Origin of the sequence: Saccharopolyspora elongata (genome assembly GCF_004348985.1) — a bacterium.
In the GTDB taxonomy this organism is placed as follows: Bacteria; Actinomycetota; Actinomycetes; order Mycobacteriales; family Pseudonocardiaceae; genus Saccharopolyspora; species Saccharopolyspora elongata.
In genome coordinates this window covers 22752-38970 of the sequence record NZ_SMKW01000039.1, presented here as the reverse complement: position 1 = coordinate 38970, position 16219 = coordinate 22752, and the positions used below count along the sequence as shown (strand labels likewise).

Genomic DNA, 16219 nt, shown 5'->3' with positions numbered 1-16219 from the left:
GCGATGAAGAAGCTGTACTGGTCGGCACTGGTCTACATGATCCTCGGGCTGGCCGCGGGGCTGTACTACCGCGAGTTCACCAAGGCGCTGGACTTCACCGGCGACACCCAGCTCTCCGTGCTGCACACCCATCTGCTCGCGCTGGGCATGCTGTTCTTCCTGCTGGTGCTGGCGCTGGACAAGGCCTTCGCGCTGTCCGGGAACAAGCTGTTCACGCTGTTCTTCTGGTTCTACAACTCCGGTCTCGCCCTCACCGCGGCGATGATGGTCGTGCACGGCACGCTGACCGTGCTGGGCAATGAGAGCTCGGCCGCGATCTCCGGGATCGCCGGGCTCGGCCACATCCTGATCACGCTCGGCCTGATCCACCTTTTCCTGGCGCTGCGAAAGGCGTTGCCCGGTAAGGAGAACGCCGAGCAGCGCGCCGAAGCGATCCGGTGACCGAGCCGGGCAGCGCGGGCCCGCCGCGCAAGTGGGCGGCGCTGGCGGTGCTCGCCACCGGGCTGTCCATGATCGTCGTCGACGGCACGATCGTCGGGGTCGCGCTCCCGGTCATCATCGGCGACCTGTCGCTGGACATCAGCGACGCGCAGTGGATCAACAGCCTGTACTCGGTGGTGTTCGCGGCCCTGCTGCTGACCGCGGGCAGCCTCGGCGACCGCCTCGGGCGGCGGCGCCTGTTCGTCGTCGGCGTCGTGGTGTTCGCGGCGGGCAGCCTGCTCGCCGGGCTCGGGGGCGGCGCCGGTGGGCTGATCGCCGCCCGGGTGGTGCAGGGCGTCGGCGGGGCCGCGGTGCTGCCGGCGACCCTCTCCACGGTCAACGCGGTGTTCCGCGGGCGGGACCGGGTGATCGCCTTCGCCATCTGGGGTTCGGTCATCTCCGGGATGGCGGCCGTCGGCCCGCTGCTGGGCGGCTGGCTGACGAGTTCGGCGAGCTGGCAGTGGATCTTCCTGGTCAACCTGCCGATCGCGGCGGTCGTGCTGACCGGTGCCTGGCTCGTCGTGCCCGAGACCCGCGCTGAGGCGGCCGAGCCGGGCCGCGACGTCGTGGGGCTGCTGCTGAGCGTGCTGGGCTTCGGCGCGGTCGTGTTCGCGGTGATCGAAGGCGCCGCGCTGGGCTGGTGGCGACCGGCGGCGGACTTCGCCGTTCTCGGCTTCACCTGGCCGAGAACGGCGCCGGTGTCGATCGTCGTCCCCAGTGCCGCGATCGGCCTGCTCGCGCTGGTGCTGTTCGTCGTGTGGGAGCGCCACCGCGCCCGCACCGGCCGCTCGGTGATCCTGGACCTGGGCCTGTTCGGCATCCCGGCCTTCCGGTGGGGGAACCTGACGGCGCTGGCGGTCGCGGTCGGCGAGTTCGGGCTGCTGTTCGTGCTTCCGCTGTTCCTGGTGAACGTCCTGGCCATGAGCACGATGTCGGCCGGGCTGGTGCTGGCGGCGATGGCGGCCGGCGCGTTCGCGTCCGGGGCCACCGCACGGCACCTCGCCGCCCGGCTCGGACCGCCGAAGGTCGTCGTGACCGGCCTGCTGCTGGAGGTCGTCGCCGTCCTCGCGATCGCGCTCGTCGTCGGCCCCGAGATCTCGCCGTGGCTGCTCGCGCTGCTGCTAGCCGGCTACGGCGCGGGCCTGGGCCTGGCCGCCGCGCAGCTGACCGGCACGACGCTGGCCGACATCCCGGCCGCGAAGTCCGGGCAGGGGTCGGCGACGCAGAGCACGGTGCGCCAGCTCGGGGCGGCGCTGGGCACGGCCATCGCCGGAGCGGTGCTCGCCTTCGGCCTGTCGGACGCCACCGAAGCCGAGCTGCTCGCCGCGCACGTCCCGCCGCATGCCGCGCACGAGCTGGCCGAAGGCACCCGCGAATCGGCCGGGGCGCTGATCGGCGAGCTCCGCGCGACCGATCCCGCGGTCGTCCCGGCGCTGTCCCGGGGATTCAGCGACGCGACCCGCGATGCGGTGCTGTTCAACACGGCTTTCCTGGTGCTGGGTCTTGTCGGCGCCACCCGGGTCTCCGCTGTGGCCACTCGGTAGGAGATCATTGCGACGAGCCGGGAATGAGCCGGGTCAGGACTTCTTGGCGCGGCTCGGCGCGACGCGGGGCGGCTCGTTGGGCTGCTTCGGGTAGACCGGCGGCCACGGCGCGTCCAGCAACCCGGCGGCCATGTCCCGCCGGGACCGTTCGAGCAGCGGCTCGATCGACTGCGGCCGCCGGCCGGCCCACGGATCACCGAGCTCCGCGACCCGGCCCGGCACGGTCGCGATGGTGAGCTCGTCGGGGTCGACCGATTCGAGCTCGTCCCAGCCGACCGGGGTCGAGACCTGCGCCCCCACCCGGGGCCGCACGCACCACGCGCCGAAAACCGTCTTGTGCGGGGCGTTCTGGTTGAAGTCGACGAAAACCCGCGCGCCCCGCTCCTCCTTCCACCACTTCGCGGTGATGAGCTCAGGGTGGCGGCGCTCCAGCTCGCGGGCCAGCGCGACCGCGGCGGCCCGCACCTCGTAGCTGTCCCAGCGCGGTTCCAGCGAAGCGTAGATGTGCAGGCCCCGGGATCCCGACGTCTTCACCTGCGCGTCGATGCCGTCCTCGGCGAGCAGCTCCCTGGTCGCCACGGCGGCCTCCAGCACCTGCGGATACCGCACGCCGGGGGAGGGGTCGAGGTCGATGCGCAGCTCGTCGGCGATCTCCGGCGTGTCGGCGTGGTACGGCCAGACGTGGAACCCGAGGCACCCCAGGTTCACGGCCCAGACGATGTGCGCCAGGTCGGCGGCGACGAGCGCGTCGCTGGTGGTGCCGTTGGGCGTGGCGACGACGGTGGTCTGCAGCCAGGGCGGCGCGGACTTCGGCACCCGCTTCTGGAAGAAGGACTTGCCACCGGCGCCGTCCGGGTACCGCTCCAGCAGCAGCGGCCGCCCCTGCAACGTGCCCAGCAGCGGGCCGGCGACGGCCTGGTAGTACCGGACGAGGTCGAGCTTCGTCTCGCCGCGCCGGCTGAAGAAGACCTTGTCGGGATGCGAAACCGAAACCTCGGTACCCCCGACGTCCACCGTGACGCCCTCACCCATCGCAACCCCTCCGCTCGGTCACCCGCAGCAAGCCTAGGTCGTCGCAGGCCCGGCCACCGGGATGTTCGACGCGCGGTTCCGGTGCAGGCGCGGCCCGACTTGTCGGTGCCGGGCCCCGGTCCTACCCCGACCGGGACGCGGTCGGTCTCGCCCTCCGGAAGATCCGGCGCGGCGAGGTGGAAACGAGGTGGTCGGACGCGTCACCGGCGGGCGCCCCGTGGGAGCCGCTGCCGTCGGACCCGCCGTGGTCCGGGGCCAGCGCGTACCGGGACGTGCGCGAGCACCGGACCACCGCGTCGGCGCCGGACGTCTGGCGGGTCGTGGAGGGGATCGGCGGCGGCAACGGTTGGTACTCGTTCCCGCTCGCGTGGGCCGTGCGGGGCTGGGCCCACCGCTTGATCGGCGGCGTCGGCCTGCGGCGAGGCCGCCGGGACCCGCGCCGCCTGCGCACCGGTGACGCGCTCGACTGGTGGCGCGTGGAGGAACTCGTGGACGGCCGCTACCTCCGCCTGCGGGCCGAGATGAAGGTGCCGGGGCGGGCCTGGCTGGAGATGTCGGTGGAGTCCGGCGGGGCGGCCGGGGCCTGCTACCACCAGCGCGCGGTGTTCATCCCGAGGGGCCTGCTCGGCCACGCCTACTGGTGGGCGGTGGCGCCGTTCCACGGCCTGGTCTTCGGCGGAATGGCCCGCAACATCACGAGCGCCGCCGAGCGCGCCGCCACGGGATTGTCCTAAGTGGATACCGACTGTCGTCGTGGGCGGCGCGGTCATCGCTGAAACGTTCGGACGCTCCGCTCGCGATGCGGGCACCCCGGCGAGCGGTTGTACTGGATCCGCTGTTGCAGCGCGCGATTCGGCACCGGCACGAAGGCTCCAGGATCGAGGCGCGCGAGGTGTTCGCGGACGTTCAGGAGTGTCTCGTGAGTGAGCTGCCCTTTTCCGATCGCGCAGATTTCGACGATGCCGACCGCGGGTTCATCGCCGCGCTGAAACCCGGCGCGGTGCAGGACGACGAGGGGCGCGTCGTGTGGGACGCCGACGCCTACGGCTTCCTGGACGGCGACTGCCCGGCGACGGTCGATCCCAGCCTGTGGCGGCAGTCCCAGCTGTGCGCCAGGCAGGGGCTCTACGAGGTCGTCCCGGGCATCTACCAGGTCCGCGGCCTCGACCTGTCGAACATGACGCTGGTCGAGGGCGAGCGCGGCGTGATCGTGATCGACCCGCTGGTGTCCGTCGAGACCGCCGCGGCGGCGCTGGCCCTCTACCGGCGGCACCGCGGCGACCGCCCGGTCACGGCGGTGATCTACACGCACTCCCACGTCGACCACTTCGGCGGCGTCGAAGGCGTCACGTCCGGCGACGTGCCGGTCCTGGCCCCGGCCGGGTTCATGGCGCACGCCGTGTCGGAGAACGTCTACGCCGGGACCGCGATGGCCCGGCGCGGCGCCTACCAGTACGGCATGGTGCTGCCGAACGGCCCGGACGGACAGGTCGGCACCGGGCTGGGGCAGGCCGTGTCGAAGGGCCGCGTGTCGCTGATCCCGCCCACGACGGACATCACCCGCACCGGTCAGGAGGAAACGCTCGACGGGGTGCGCATCGAGTTCCAGCTCACGCCGGGCACCGAGGCACCCGCGGAGATGAACTTCCACTTCCCGCAGCACCGCGCGCTGTGCCTGGCGGAGAACGCGACCCACAACATGCACAACGTCCTCACCTTGCGCGGTGCCGAGGTGCGCGACACCCGCATGTGGTCGCGCTACCTCACGGAGACCATCACGCGCTACGCCGGGCAGACCGACGTCGCGTTCGCCTCCCACCACTGGCCGACCTGGGGCGGCGATCGCGTCCGGAAGTTCCTGACCGAGCAACGCGACCTGTACGCCTACCTGCACGACCAGACGCTGCGGCTGATCAACCTCGGCTACACGGGCGTGGAGATCGCCGAGCTGGTCCAGCTCCCGCCGGCGCTGGAGGGCGCCTGGCACGTGCGCGGCTACTACGGCTCGGTGAGCCACAACGTCAAGGCGGTGTACCAGCGCTACATGGGCTGGTTCGACGGCAATCCGGCTTCGCTCTGGGAACATCCGCCGGTGGAGTCGGCGAAGCGGTACGTCGACTGCATCGGCGGCGTGGACCGCGTGGTGGAGAAGGCCCGCGAGTACGCGTCCGAGGGGGACCTGCGGTTCGCGGCGCAGCTGCTGAAGCACGCCGTGTTCGCCGAGCCGGGCAATGCCGCCGCCGAGGAGCTGCTCGCGGACACCTACCAGCGGCTCGGGTTCGGCTCGGAGAACGCGACGTGGCGGAACTACTACCTCACCGGAGCCCACGAACTCCGCCACGGGATCGTCCCGACACCGACGGCCATCTCCGGCGGGATGGCCGCGGCGCTGACGGTCGGGCAGATCCTGGACTCGGCGGCGATCCGCATCGACGGGCCGCGCGCCGCGGACACCGGCCTGGCCATCGACTGGCACGTCACGGACGCCGGCGAGCACGTGCGGACCACGCTGTCCAACGGCGTGCTGGTCCAGGAACCCGTCCGGGAAGCCGAGCCCGCCGACCTCGCCCTCACGCTGACGAAGGCCCAGCTGCTCGGGCTGGTCGCCGGCCGGCAGCTTGAAGGGATCGACTACCGGGGCGACCGCGGCACCCTCGAGCGCCTGACCGACCTGCTGGGCGAACCCGACCCGAACTTTCCGATCGTGACGCCCTGACGACCCCGCTCAGCCCGCAGGCTTCGTCTCGGTGTCCTCGAACGCGTGGCACAGCGCCCCGACAAAACCCAAAAGAGTGAAAAAGGCGCCGGGGTTTCCGGCAGGGTCGCAGCAAGTCCGAAGACCCGCTCCGTCGTGTTTTGCGCGCCGTGCCCGGCGGACGGACAGTGGCGGTACTGCGGGACGGCGCCCCGCCGCTCGGCTGGAGAGGCGGTGCGGAATGAGCGATGCGGAAGTTGGCGGTGTCCCGGCGGGCGAGCGGCCGGGGCTCTCGCTGTTCGACCACGCGAAGATCGCCTGCGTGTACCTGCTGGTCGGGGTCGTCGCGGTGCTGGCGTACTCGGCCCGCAACATGCTGATCCTGATCTTCCTCGGGTTCTTCCTGGCGCTCGGCGTGGAACCGATCATCGCCTGGCTGCACCGGCACGGCTGGCGTCGCGGGCTGGCCCTGCTGGTGCTGCTCCTGGGAGCCGTGCTGCTCATCGGCGCGCTCGTGCTGCTGGCGCTGGTGCCCGCCGTGGGGCAGGTCGGGCAGCTCGTTTCGGAGATCCCGGAGCTCATCAGCGGCATCGCGGCGAAGCTCAGCGCCGATCCCGAGCTGCAGGCGAAGCTGAACGATCCGAGCGTGCACGAGCAGCTGCAGCAGGCGATGGGTGCGGTCACGGGCGTCGTGACGAGCACCCTGGCGGCGGGGTTCGCCGTGATCGGGACGTTCTTCGGCGGCATCTTCGCCGCCTGCACCGCGGGAGCCCTGACGGTCTACTTCTCGCTGGCGATGCCCCGGATCAACGCCGCGGTGGAACGCGGCGCGTCGGCCCACGAGGGCCGGGCCGAGGCCCTGCGCCAGGCGATGGGCCGCGTCGGCGGCTACGTCACCGGGCAGGCCGTGGTCTGCCTGTGCGCCGGGATCGTCTCCTACCTGTTCTTCTTCTTCGCCGGAGTGCCCTACCCGGCGCTGCTGGCGCTGGTCGTCGCGCTGTTCGACGCGGTTCCGCAGGTCGGCGCGACGCTGGCGTCGGTGACGGGGATTCTCGTTGCCCTGAGCCAAAGCCTGACCCTGGCGGTGGTGACGCTGATCTTCTTCTGCCTGTACCAGATGGTGGAGAACTACCTGATCGCGCCGCGAATCTTCGCCAAGACGGTGGAGCTGAGCCCGCTCGGCGCGTTCGTCGCGATCCTGCTCGGCGCGGCCCTCGCGGGAGTCCTCGGCGCGCTGACCGCGCTCCCCATCGCGGCGGCCTTGAAGGTCCTCATCCGCCAGTTCCGCGCCGAACACACCACCGGCGTCGGCTGATCACGTTCCGGTCGAGCTCTCACCAGCCGCAGCGGGCAACGAGCCGGCCGCGCGAGTCACCGCTCGGTGAAGGCGAGTTTGGCGCCGAGGGTGACGAACGCCGCGGCGAAGGTGCGGCGCATCCAGGCCAGCACCCGGGGGCGGCTGATCACGTGGTTGCGGATCGCGGCGGCGAACGCGCCGCAGGCGGCGAAGACCACGAACGTCAGCAGCATGAACACACCGCTGAGCTCGACCATGCGGAGGAACGCGTTCGGCTCCGCGCTGCTCACGAACTGCGGCAGGAACGCGAAGAAGAAGATGGTGAGCTTCGGGTTGAGGATGTTCACCAGGACGCCGGAGACGATCACCTTCGCCGCCGAGCGCGGCGCCGTGTCCTGCTCCACTGTGAGCGCGCCCTTGTCCCGCAACGTGCTCCACGCCATGTAGAGCAGGTAAGCCACGCCCAGGTACTTGATGACCTGGAACGCGACGGCGCTGGTGTGCAGCAGCGCGGCGAGCCCGGTGATGGCCGCGAGCATGTGCGGGACGATCCCGAGGGTGCAGCCCACGGCGGCGATGATGCTGGCCCGGGCGCCGCGGGAAAGCCCAGCGGCCAGCGTGTAGAGCATGCCGGTACCCGGCGTCGCGACGATCACCAACGAAGTCAGCAGGAATTCAACGCTCACTCGAGCATTGCTACCACCGCGCGGCCGCCGGCGGCGACGCATTTTGCGGAGCCGGCGGCCCGTGGGTCTCCCGGCTCCCGGCAGACCCACGGCACCTGCTTCAGTCCGCTACCGCCGTCTCGTGGAGGTGCTGCCAGCGGAGGCCTTCGCCGGTTCGCCGCAGGACCGACGTCGTCCTGCGGCGGGTCGTCGTGCCCTCGTGGTGGTGGGTTTCGCGGAAGTGCACCACCGCGAAGTCCGCCGCGTCCGCCGCCGCGGTGATCTCGTCGACCTCGATGGTCAGGCCCGGCGCCGCGTTCCGGGCACCGGCGAGGGCGCCGAAGAGGTCCTCGACCGCCATCGGCCTGCCATCGGTGGTGATCATGGTGAAGTCGTCGGCGTGCGCGGACCGCAGCGCTTCCAGCACCGCGGGCCCGCAGTCCGTGCCCAGCCACTCCGCGAGCAGCCGGTGCACCCGCTCGACCTCGGCCGCGAGGTCGGCGCTCACCAGCCGCGCTCGCGCCACTCGGCGAGCTTGGGGCGCTCCGCCCCGAGGGTCGAGTCGTCGCCGTGGCCCGGGTAGAACCAGGTGTCGTCCGGCAGCTCGGCGAAGATCCGGTTCTCCACGTCGTCGATCAGCGACCGGAAGTTCTCCGGGGAGCTGGTCTTGCCCACGCCGCCGGGGAACAGGGAGTCGCCCGTGAACAGGTGCGGGTGCCCGTTCGGGTCGCGGTAGAGCAGGGCGATCGATCCCGGCGTGTGGCCGCGCAGGTGGATCACCGACAGCTGGGACTCGCCGACCTCGATGGTGTCGCCGTGCTCGACCAGGCGGTCCGGCGGCACCGGCAGCGCATCGGCGTCCGCCGGGTGCGCCAGCGTGAAGCACCCGGTCTGGCCGGCGACGGCGCCCAGCGCCTGCCAGTGGTCGGCGTGCTGGTGGGTGGTCACGATGGTGCGCAGCCGCGGGCGCTGGGCGTCGTGGCCGAGCAGGTCGGCCAGCCGCTCCGAGTCGTTGGCGGCGTCGACCAGCAGCGCGTCGCCGGTGCTGCGGCACACCAGCAGGTACGCGTTGTTGTCCATCGGGCCGACCGAGATCTTGGTGATGGTCAGCGCGTCCAGCTCACGGCGCGCCGGGGCACCACCTGGTTCGACGTGTCCGTCGTACTGTCCTTGAAGCTCCACGGCCCGAGCCTAACGCCCCGCGCTCGCGGCTTCGGCGGATGATCGCCGGTCAGGCGACCGCCCCCCGCGGAGGCACCATCAGGCCGTAGATCACCAGCACGGACATCGCGATGACCACCAGCGACCACAGCGGGAACGCCGCGAGGAACGCCAGGTGCGCGATCGCGCTCAGCGCGGCCAGGCCGATGCCCGTCATCCGCGCCCACATCTGCCCGTACATGCAGCCGACGCCGGCCACGACCTGCACGACGCCCAGCGCCAGCCAGAACCAGCCCCAGGCGGCGAAGTCGAAGACCAGCAGCTGAGCGGTTCCGACGAGGTAGTAGGTGGGCCGGAACAGCGCGGTGATCCCGCCGATGATGTTGAAAATGCCGATCATCGCGATCAGCGACCCGGCGAACGCCAGCCACCCGGACATCGCGCCGGTGGGCTGCGCGGGCGCCATCGCCCACTGCTTCTGCTGCTCGGGCGCAGCTGCCTGCTCGGGCATCGTCCCCTCGGCCTTCGCCTGGGACTCGGGCCCGGTCTGCGGACTGGACATCGTGCACGCCCCCTCAAGTTGCTCGATGACGTGTCCACCGACAGAGTCGCGCTTTCGGGGCATTCGTGCAGCTCGACCGAGTGCTCAGGCGTCCGACTTCGCCAGGGCTGCCGACCGGCTGACGCGCAGTCCCAGCATCGGGAAGACGAGGACGCTGATCATCGCCGCGCCGACCAGGGCGGAGGCGGTGCTCGGCGGCATCGCACCGACCTCCTGCCGATCGTGGTGATCACCACGACCATCGGCAGCGCCGCGGACCCGAGCAGCGCGAGCGTCCACTTCGGACGCTTCGGCAGGTCGCGGCGGTGCAGGGCGAGGATCGGCAGCCCGCGGATCACGAAGAACAGCGCCAGGAAGACCGGCAGCAGCGCGGGTGCGTTCGGCGTCGCCAGCCGCGTCGGCTTGCCGCGCACGTCGCCGAGCTTGAGCTCGACCAGGATGGGCGTTTTGCCTGGTCAAGAGCCATGTGCACGTTGTGCTGCTATGGCGACACAAAGTGCGCACGGGTGGTGAGCTGCGGAAACGGGCGGGTTCAGAGCCAGTCCGGGAGGTTCGGGGGGTCGCCGTCCAGCAGCTCCGAGCCGGTCCGGCCCAGCAGCCAGCCGAGCATCGGGCCCGGCTCGCCGCGCACCCGGCTCGGCGCGGCGGTGGTGCCGCGCAGGTCCCAGGTCCGCCGGTGGTCGCCGAAGTCGACCTCCACCGACAGCGCGGGCACGTCCGGCCGCCCGCCGTACTGCTGGACCACGTCCTCCAGCAGCTGCTCCGCGGCCGGCCGCGGGATGTCGTCGAAGTCCACGTCGTGATCGAGGTCGACCAGGTGCACCCAGATCTCCAGCAGGCGCAGCCGCAGCATGTGGTGCGCGGGCATCGGGTCGCCCACCGCGTCGGCGATCTCCGCGGTCCACGCCGCCTCCGGCAGCGCGCGGGCGGCGTGCGCGAAGCGGTCGCAGGACGCCGCCAGGTCCTCCAGCAGCAGCCGGTGGCTGCGCACCGCGCCTTCGGCGATGGCCTGGTCCCGGTCGTCGCCGCTGGCGTACATCGCGTGCTCGATCCCGGTCCGCGCCCAGATCAGCAGGTTGACGAACCCGTCGGCGTTGCGGGCCAGGTGCGTGATCACGTGCGCCCTGCTCCACCCGGGCAGCAGGCTGGGCTGGCGCACGGCCAGCTCGTCGAGGCCGGCGACCGTGTCCAGCAGCCGGTTGCTCGCTTCGTCGATGGCGGTCAGCTGGGTCGTGACCTGGTGGGCGAGTTGTGCGGCGGCCGCCGGCTGCGCAGCGCTGCGGCCACCGGTCCCGAGGGCGATATCAGCCATGAGGTCAACCTCTGCGTGCAGGAGGGAATTTCGCGACCGGTGAACATCGAGCTTAATTGCGCAGGCCACAGGCGCGACAGTGCCCATTCCGGGGGAATTTGCGTATCGTCGGAGGAGTCGCGGTCGACCTCCCCGTGTGTCACTCGTTCGGGTGCGGGGTGGTTGTTGCGCAGGCTGCGCGCCGCACGCGATCCGGGACTGTCAGAGGCCCCGAATAGCATGGGCGGGCGACGCCGCGTACCTGCCGATGCACTGCCTGCAGCCGGCGCGCGTCCACGTCAACACCAGAACTTTTCGAAGGGATCACCGTGGCTGACCGCCTTGTCGTTCGCGGCGCCCGTGAGCACAACCTGCGCGGGATCGACCTGGACCTGCCCCGAGACAGCCTGATCGTGTTCACCGGGCTGTCCGGCTCCGGGAAGTCGAGCCTGGCCTTCGACACCATCTTCGCGGAGGGGCAGCGCCGCTACGTCGAGTCGCTGTCCGCCTACGCCCGCCAGTTCCTCGGTCAGATGGACAAGCCCGATGTGGACTTCATCGAGGGACTGTCCCCGGCGGTGTCGATCGACCAGAAGTCCACCAGCCGCAACCCGCGGTCGACGGTGGGCACCATCACCGAGGTCTACGACTACCTGCGGCTGCTGTACGCCCGAGCAGGCAAGCCGCACTGCCCGACCTGCGGCGAAGCGATCAGCAAGCAGACCCCGCAGCAGATCGTGGACCAGGTGCTGGAGATGCCCGACCGGGCCAAGTTCCAGGTGCTGGCCCCGGTGGTGCGCGGCCGCAAGGGCGAGTACGTCGACCTGTTCGAGCAGCTGCAGTCGCAGGGCTACGCGCGCGCCCGCATCGACGGCGTGGTGCACCAGCTGGACGCCCCGCCGAAGCTGAAGAAGCAGGAGAAGCACGACATCGCGGTGGTCATCGACCGGCTCACCGTGAAGACCGGCGCGAAGCAGCGGCTGACCGACTCGGTGGAGACCGCGCTGCGGCTGGCCGACGGGCTGGTGCTGATCGAGTTCATCGACCTCGACGAGGACGACCCGAACCGGGAGCGGAAGTTCTCCGAGAACCTGGCCTGCCCCAACGGCCACCCGCTGGGCGTGGACGAGCTCGAACCGCGGTCGTTCTCCTTCAACTCGCCCTACGGGGCGTGTCCGGAGTGCGCGGGCCTGGGCATCCGCAAGGAGGTCGACCCGGAGCTCGTCGTGCCGGACGAGGAGTTGTCGCTGGCCGACGGCGCCATCGCGCCGTGGGCGGGCGGGCACACCGCGGAGTACTTCACCCGGCTGCTGACCTCGCTGTCGGAGGCCATCGGCTTCCGGATGGACGCGCCGTGGCGGCAGCTGTCAACCAAGGTCAAGAAGGCGGTGCTGCACGGCACCAACGACCAGGTGCACGTCCGGTACAAGAACCGCTACGGCCGGACCCGCTCCTACTACGCCAACTACGAGGGCGTCATCCCGTTCCTGGAGCGGCGCCTGGAGCAGACCGAGTCCGACTACGCCCGCGAGAAGTACGAGGGCTACATGCGGGACGTGCCGTGCCCGGCCTGCGACGGCACCCGGCTCAAGCCGGAGATCCTGGCCGTCACGATGGAGAACGACGAGCGCGGCGAGCTGTCCATCGCCGAGGTCAGCGCACTGAGCGTGCGCGAGTGCGCGACGTTCCTGGATGGGCTGGTGCTGGGCACGCGCGAGCAGATGATCGCCGGGCGGGTGCTCAAGGAGGTGCAGGCGCGGCTGGGCTTCCTGCTCGACGTCGGCCTGGACTACCTGTCGCTGGACCGCGCTGCCGGGACGCTCTCCGGTGGCGAGGCGCAGCGCATCCGGCTGGCGACCCAGATCGGCTCCGGCCTGGTCGGCGTGCTCTACGTGCTGGACGAGCCGTCGATCGGGCTGCACCAGCGGGACAACCACCGGCTGCTGGAGACCCTCAGCCGGCTGCGGGACCTGGGCAACACGCTGATCGTCGTCGAGCACGACGAGGACACCGTGCGCAGCGCGGACTGGGTGGTCGACATCGGGCCCGGCGCGGGCGAGCACGGCGGCCAGGTCGTCCACAGCGGACCGTACAAGAAGCTGCTGGAGAACAAGCAGTCGCTCACCGGCGCGTACCTGGCGGGGCGCAAGCAGATCCCGGTGCCCGAGGTGCGGCGCCCGCGCGACCGCAAGCGGCAGCTGACCGTGGTCGGGGCGCGCGAGCACAACCTGCGCAAGATCGACGTGTCGTTCCCGCTGGGCTGCCTGGTGTCGGTCACCGGCGTCTCCGGGTCGGGCAAGTCGACGCTGGTCAACGACATCCTCGCGTCGGTGCTGGCGAACAAGCTCAACGGTGCCCGGCAGGTGCCCGGCAGGCACACGCGGATCAAGGGCCTGGAGCACGTCGACAAGCTGGTGCAGGTCGACCAGTCGCCGATCGGCCGCACCCCGCGGTCGAACCCGGCCACCTACACCGGCGTGTTCGACCACATCCGCAAGCTGTTCGCGGCGACGACTGAGGCGAAGGTGCGCGGCTACCAGCCGGGCCGGTTCTCGTTCAACGTCAAGGGCGGCCGGTGCGAGTCGTGCGCCGGTGACGGCACGCTGAAGATCGAGATGAACTTCCTGCCGGACGTGTACGTGCCGTGCGAGGTGTGCAAGGGCGCCCGGTACAACCGGGAGACCCTGGAGGTGCACTACAAGGGCAAGACGATCGCCGAGGTCCTCGACATGCCGATCGAGGAGGCCGCGTCGTTCTTCGAGCCGATCAACGCCATCCACCGGCACCTGAAGACGCTGGTGGACGTGGGCCTGGGCTACGTGCGGCTGGGGCAGCCGGCGCCGACGCTCTCCGGTGGTGAGGCGCAGCGCGTCAAGCTGGCCAGCGAGCTGCAGAAGCGGTCCACCGGCAAGACGGTCTACATCCTCGACGAGCCGACGACAGGCCTGCACTTCGAGGACATCCGCAAGCTGCTCGGCGTGATCAACGGCCTGGTGGACAAGGGCAACACGGTGATCGTGATCGAGCACAACCTGGACGTCATCAAGACGGCGGACTGGGTGCTGGACATGGGCCCGGAGGGCGGCTCCGGCGGCGGCATCCTGGTGGCCGAGGGCACCCCGGAGGAGCTCGCGGAGATCGACGAGAGCCACACCGGCCGCTTCCTGGCCCCGGTGCTCTCCGAGCGCTGACCAACCGGTGAGGAAGGCGCCTGCTGGCCGATGAATCGGACAGCAGGTGTTCTGCCAGGCCAGGCCCGGTGAGCGCAAGATCATCACCGGGCCTGGTTCGGGACCGGACTCGCCCGTCCGGAATCGTCCGGTCAGGCTCGGGTGTAGTGCACGCCGATCGCGCCATCGGGCAGGACAGTGGTTTGGGCCAGGGACCAGTTCGAAGCAGGAATTCCCGCCTCGAACAGGCGTAGGCCGCCTCCCAGTAGCGCGGGGACCACCACGAAGCGCAGTTCGTCGATCAGGTCGGCGCGCAGCAGCGCCTGGATGATGCTCGCGCTGTTGACCGCGAGGATGTCCTTGCCCGGCGTGTCCCGGAGCGCTTTGACCTCTGCCTCCAGGTCGCGGGCGACGCGGGAGTTCTCCCAGTCGGCCGTCTCCAGCGTCCTGGAGAAGACGACCTTCTCCACGGTGTTCAGGAACTCGCCCAGGTCCCGGTTGCGCGGATCGGTTGCGGGGTCGCGGGTTATGCCCGGCCAGACGGAGTAGAACCCTTCGTAGTTCGTGCGCCCCAGCAGTACCGTGCTTGCGCCGCGCCAGATGCCCTCGAAGTGGGCGGCGGACGCTTCGTGCTTCACGTGCTCGTAGAGCCAGTTGTCGTGCGCGGGTCCTTCGAGACCGCTGGTGTAGCCGTCCATGGACATGGTCACCCACGCAACGACACGTCGACTTGTCTCTGACATCCGTCATTCCTCTCGATTTCGGCTTCATGGACCTAGACCTGTCGACAGGTTGGAACTCATCGCCGCGGAGAAAAGTTCTGCCGGCGCCCAGCGTGATCGCGGTCGGCGTGCACACGGCCTGACCTGGCGGAAGACTTGCTAGCCCGATTCATCGGCCAGAAGGCGCCTTTCGCGTTGGGTTCGCGTGTCGGGTTCGTTATCCCGGCTGACTAGGTTCGGCGGCATGGCGCAGAACGAGTTCTCGGTTTCCAGCAGCGTTGTCGTGCAGGCCCCGCCGGAGGCGGTTTTCGCCGTGCTTGCAGATCCGCGCAAGCATTCGGTCATCGACGGCTCCGGCACGGTGCAGGGGGAGATGAGCGGCCCGGAGCGGCTGGTGCTCGGCTCCAAGTTCGGGATGCGGATGCGCAGGGGCGTCGGCTACCGGATCACCAACACCGTGGTGGAGTACGAGGAGAACCGGCTGATCGCGTGGCGGCACATGCTGCCCGGCCGGTGGCGGTACGAACTGGAGCCGGTCGGCGACGCGGCGACGAAGGTGACCGAGACCTACGACTTCACCGCGATGCTGCCGAAGCTGGTCGCGCGCACCGGCCTGCCGAAGCAGAACCAGCGGTCGATCGAAGCCACCCTGCAGCGCCTCAAGGACCACCTGGAGAACGGCGAGCAGGCCTGAAGCGGGCGACGGACCGGGCGCCTCCGCACTGTTCGGTGCGGCGGCGCCCGCTTTTTTCGGAGCCGCCGTCCCGTCCGTCCATGGCAAGTAGGTGTCCAATCGGCATTTACTTGACAGGTTGGAAAGTAGTTGCGAGTCTAGCCGACATGAACGAGGTGCAGATGGATGCCGCCGCGCAGCTGGCGCGGGCGGAACGGTTGGGGGCCGAGGCTCGTCGCGGCGGCCGCTGGTACGTGCGGTACATGCTGGTGTTCGGGGTCGCTTCCTTCGCCATGGCAGCGGTTTTCGCGTTCGTGGACGGCAAGACCGCGGTATTCGTGACGATGCCGCTGTGGATCGCCTTCGTCGTCGCCATCTCCGTGTGGTCGGCCACCCGCAAGGTGGGGATGCGCGGGTTCGGGACGCTCCACGGCATGGTCATGCTGGGGTGGACGCTGGCCTGGGTCGCCACGGTCGTCGTCGGCAGCAACTGGATGCCCGGCGTCTGGCAGTGGTGGATCGGCGGCGGGGTCGCGATGGCCGCGATCGCGTTCGCGGGTGCCGGTGTCGCGCACCGCCGGAGCCGAGGATGAGCGGCGGCGCGCACCCCCGGCACCAGCTGGACGATCTCATCCACTCGCCGGTGCGGTTCTCCATCACCGCGACGCTCGCGGCGGTCGACCAGGCCGAGTTCAAGTACGTGCGCGACATCATCGAGGTCAGCGACTCGGTGCTCTCCAAGCAGGTGTCGACGTTGGAGGACGCGGGCTACGTCAAGGTGAAGAAGGGCTACGTCGGCAAGCGCCCCCGCACCTGGCTCAGCCTCACGGCGAAGGGCCGCCGGGCGTACGAAGCGCACCTGGCGGCGCTGAAGGCGATCACCACCCAGCTGCCCGCACGTCGAGGCCCCTGAAGTGCCGCAATCCG

16 protein-coding genes and 1 pseudogene are annotated in these 16219 nt (G+C 70.4%); 9 read left to right on the top strand and 8 right to left on the bottom strand.

The genetic code is table 11. The annotated features are described in order from the left end of the window. Positions 1–3 precede the first annotated feature (3 nt). Positions 4–441, top strand: a complete 438-nt coding sequence (locus E1288_RS26455; RefSeq protein WP_132489609.1) for a DUF2871 domain-containing protein — start codon at positions 4–6, stop codon at positions 439–441. Next, positions 438–2024: a DHA2 family efflux MFS transporter permease subunit gene (locus E1288_RS26450; RefSeq protein WP_207954561.1), complete on the top strand. Its 1587-nt coding sequence runs from the start codon at positions 438–440 to the stop codon at positions 2022–2024. Before E1288_RS26455 ends, E1288_RS26450 begins: the two co-directional genes overlap by 4 nt. 33 nt (positions 2025–2057) lie before the next feature. Here the strand turns inward: E1288_RS26450 and ligD are convergent, their stop codons facing one another. Beyond that, positions 2058–3056, bottom strand: coding sequence for a non-homologous end-joining DNA ligase (gene ligD, locus E1288_RS26445; protein WP_132489608.1), 999 nt, complete (start codon positions 3054–3056; stop codon positions 2058–2060). 137 nt (positions 3057–3193) lie between these two features. Here ligD and E1288_RS26440 point away from each other — a divergent pair. The 3 genes and pseudogenes from E1288_RS26440 to E1288_RS26430 all read left to right on the top strand — a co-directional run. Beyond that, a pseudogene (locus E1288_RS26440) lies at positions 3194–3790 on the top strand (DUF2867 domain-containing protein); the annotation flags it as partial. Between the two features lie 185 nt (positions 3791–3975). Then, positions 3976–5772, top strand: coding sequence for an alkyl/aryl-sulfatase (locus E1288_RS26435; RefSeq protein WP_132489604.1), 1797 nt, complete (start codon positions 3976–3978; stop codon positions 5770–5772). A gap of 220 nt (positions 5773–5992) precedes the next feature. After that, positions 5993–7066: an AI-2E family transporter gene (locus E1288_RS26430; RefSeq protein ID WP_132489602.1), complete on the top strand. Its 1074-nt coding sequence runs from the start codon at positions 5993–5995 to the stop codon at positions 7064–7066. Positions 7067–7122: 56 nt separating this feature from the next. On the opposite strand, the gene E1288_RS26425 is transcribed toward E1288_RS26430, so the two are convergent. From E1288_RS26425 to E1288_RS26400, 6 genes are all read right to left on the bottom strand, one after another. Then, complete coding sequence (locus E1288_RS26425) at positions 7123–7734, bottom strand: LysE family translocator (RefSeq protein ID WP_132489600.1); 612 nt, start codon at positions 7732–7734, stop codon at positions 7123–7125. 100 nt (positions 7735–7834) lie between these two features. Then, positions 7835–8239 carry a DUF4440 domain-containing protein gene (locus E1288_RS26420; RefSeq protein ID WP_132489598.1) on the bottom strand — a complete coding sequence of 135 codons (405 nt, stop codon included), beginning with the start codon at positions 8237–8239 and terminating at the stop codon, positions 7835–7837. Next, positions 8218–8895 carry an MBL fold metallo-hydrolase gene (locus E1288_RS26415; RefSeq protein ID WP_132489596.1) on the bottom strand — a complete coding sequence of 226 codons (678 nt, stop codon included), beginning with the start codon at positions 8893–8895 and terminating at the stop codon, positions 8218–8220. Before E1288_RS26415 ends, E1288_RS26420 begins: the two co-directional genes overlap by 22 nt. A gap of 49 nt (positions 8896–8944) precedes the next feature. Then, positions 8945–9436 carry a DUF7144 family membrane protein gene (locus tag E1288_RS26410; protein ID WP_132489594.1) on the bottom strand — a complete coding sequence of 164 codons (492 nt, stop codon included), beginning with the start codon at positions 9434–9436 and terminating at the stop codon, positions 8945–8947. Positions 9437–9594: 158 nt separating this feature from the next. After that, positions 9595–9849 carry a hypothetical protein gene (locus E1288_RS26405; protein ID WP_132489592.1) on the bottom strand — a complete coding sequence of 85 codons (255 nt, stop codon included), beginning with the start codon at positions 9847–9849 and terminating at the stop codon, positions 9595–9597. Positions 9850–9968: 119 nt separating this feature from the next. After that, on the bottom strand, positions 9969–10748 hold the full coding sequence (locus E1288_RS26400; RefSeq protein WP_132489590.1) for a maleylpyruvate isomerase N-terminal domain-containing protein: 780 nt from the start codon (positions 10746–10748) through the stop codon (positions 9969–9971). Positions 10749–11056: 308 nt separating this feature from the next. Between E1288_RS26400 and uvrA the strand changes: the two genes are divergently transcribed. Beyond that, on the top strand, positions 11057–13918 hold the full coding sequence (gene uvrA / locus E1288_RS26395; protein ID WP_132489588.1) for an excinuclease ABC subunit UvrA: 2862 nt from the start codon (positions 11057–11059) through the stop codon (positions 13916–13918). Between the two features lie 131 nt (positions 13919–14049). Here the strand turns inward: uvrA and E1288_RS26390 are convergent, their stop codons facing one another. After that, positions 14050–14640 (bottom strand): dihydrofolate reductase family protein, encoded by a 591-nt coding sequence (locus E1288_RS26390; protein ID WP_132489586.1) that lies wholly within the window; start codon positions 14638–14640, stop codon positions 14050–14052. A gap of 223 nt (positions 14641–14863) precedes the next feature. On the opposite strand from E1288_RS26390, the gene E1288_RS26385 reads away from it, so the two are divergent. The 3 genes from E1288_RS26385 to E1288_RS26375 all read left to right on the top strand — a co-directional run bounded on the left by E1288_RS26385 (position 14864) and on the right by E1288_RS26375 (position 16205). Further along, entirely contained in the window at positions 14864–15313 is a 450-nt protein-coding gene (locus tag E1288_RS26385; protein ID WP_132489584.1) for an SRPBCC family protein, read from the top strand. Positions 15314–15459: 146 nt separating this feature from the next. After that, positions 15460–15885 carry a hypothetical protein gene (locus E1288_RS26380; RefSeq protein ID WP_132489582.1) on the top strand — a complete coding sequence of 142 codons (426 nt, stop codon included), beginning with the start codon at positions 15460–15462 and terminating at the stop codon, positions 15883–15885. Further along, positions 15882–16205, top strand: coding sequence for a winged helix-turn-helix domain-containing protein (locus tag E1288_RS26375; RefSeq protein WP_132489580.1), 324 nt, complete (start codon positions 15882–15884; stop codon positions 16203–16205). Before E1288_RS26380 ends, E1288_RS26375 begins: the two co-directional genes overlap by 4 nt. Positions 16206–16219: the final 14 nt, after the last annotated feature.

Excerpts from the sequence above, each read along its gene's own strand:
- E1288_RS26455 (WP_132489609.1), top strand. The coding sequence starts at position 4 with ATGAAGAAGCTGTACTGGTCGGCACTGGTCTACATGATCCTCGGGCTG.
- ligD (WP_132489608.1), bottom strand. The coding sequence starts at position 3,056 with ATGGGTGAGGGCGTCACGGTGGACGTCGGGGGTACCGAGGTTTCGGTT.
- E1288_RS26430 (WP_132489602.1), top strand. The coding sequence starts at position 5,993 with ATGAGCGATGCGGAAGTTGGCGGTGTCCCGGCGGGCGAGCGGCCGGGG.
- E1288_RS26410 (WP_132489594.1), bottom strand. The coding sequence starts at position 9,436 with ATGTCCAGTCCGCAGACCGGGCCCGAGTCCCAGGCGAAGGCCGAGGGG.
- E1288_RS26400 (WP_132489590.1), bottom strand. The coding sequence starts at position 10,748 with ATGGCTGATATCGCCCTCGGGACCGGTGGCCGCAGCGCTGCGCAGCCG.
- E1288_RS26390 (WP_132489586.1), bottom strand. The coding sequence starts at position 14,640 with ATGTCAGAGACAAGTCGACGTGTCGTTGCGTGGGTGACCATGTCCATG.
- E1288_RS26385 (WP_132489584.1), top strand. The coding sequence starts at position 14,864 with ATGGCGCAGAACGAGTTCTCGGTTTCCAGCAGCGTTGTCGTGCAGGCC.
- E1288_RS26380 (WP_132489582.1), top strand. The coding sequence starts at position 15,460 with ATGAACGAGGTGCAGATGGATGCCGCCGCGCAGCTGGCGCGGGCGGAA.
- E1288_RS26375 (WP_132489580.1), top strand. The coding sequence starts at position 15,882 with ATGAGCGGCGGCGCGCACCCCCGGCACCAGCTGGACGATCTCATCCAC.